This window comes from Fibrella rubiginis, from assembly GCF_017353185.1.
Taxonomy (GTDB): Bacteria; Bacteroidota; Bacteroidia; order Cytophagales; family Spirosomataceae; genus Fibrella; species Fibrella rubiginis.
In genome coordinates this window covers 1-510 of record NZ_JAFMYV010000044.1, presented here as the reverse complement: position 1 = coordinate 510, position 510 = coordinate 1, and the positions used below count along the sequence as shown (strand labels likewise).

Sequence of the window (510 nt, the reverse complement as noted above, 5' to 3'; positions counted from 1 at the left end):
GACCAACACCTACGGCTGCTCGGCTATCACCTCAGGCACCGTCACGGTCAACCCAGCCGTAACGGCCACGATGACCAACAGCACCATCTGTAATGGTACATCAGCCACGTTGGTAGCTACAGGCGGCACGAACTATGTATTCAGCAATGGCACCAGCAACACCACGGGCAACCTGGTTGTTTCACCTGCCGTAACGACCACGTATTCGGTGACGGTGACAAACACGTATGGTTGCTCGGCTATCACGACGGGTACTGTAACGGTGAACCCATCGGTAACGGCCACTATGACCAGCGCTACCATCTGCGATGGCACCTCGGCTACGCTCATCGCCAGCGGCGGGGCAAGCTACCTCTTTAGCAACGGCACCAGCAACACGACGGGTATCCTGGCAGTCTCTCCCAACGCGACGACCATCTACTCGGTAACAGTGACCAGCGGCGACGGTTGTTCAGCCATCACCTCAGGCACCGTCACGGTCAACCCCGCCGTAACGGCCACCATGACCAG

At 58.6% G+C, this 510-nt stretch carries 1 pseudogene; it reads left to right on the top strand.

What is annotated here, in order from left to right:
* A pseudogene (locus J2I47_RS26395) lies at nucleotides 1-510 on the top strand (hypothetical protein); the annotation flags it as partial.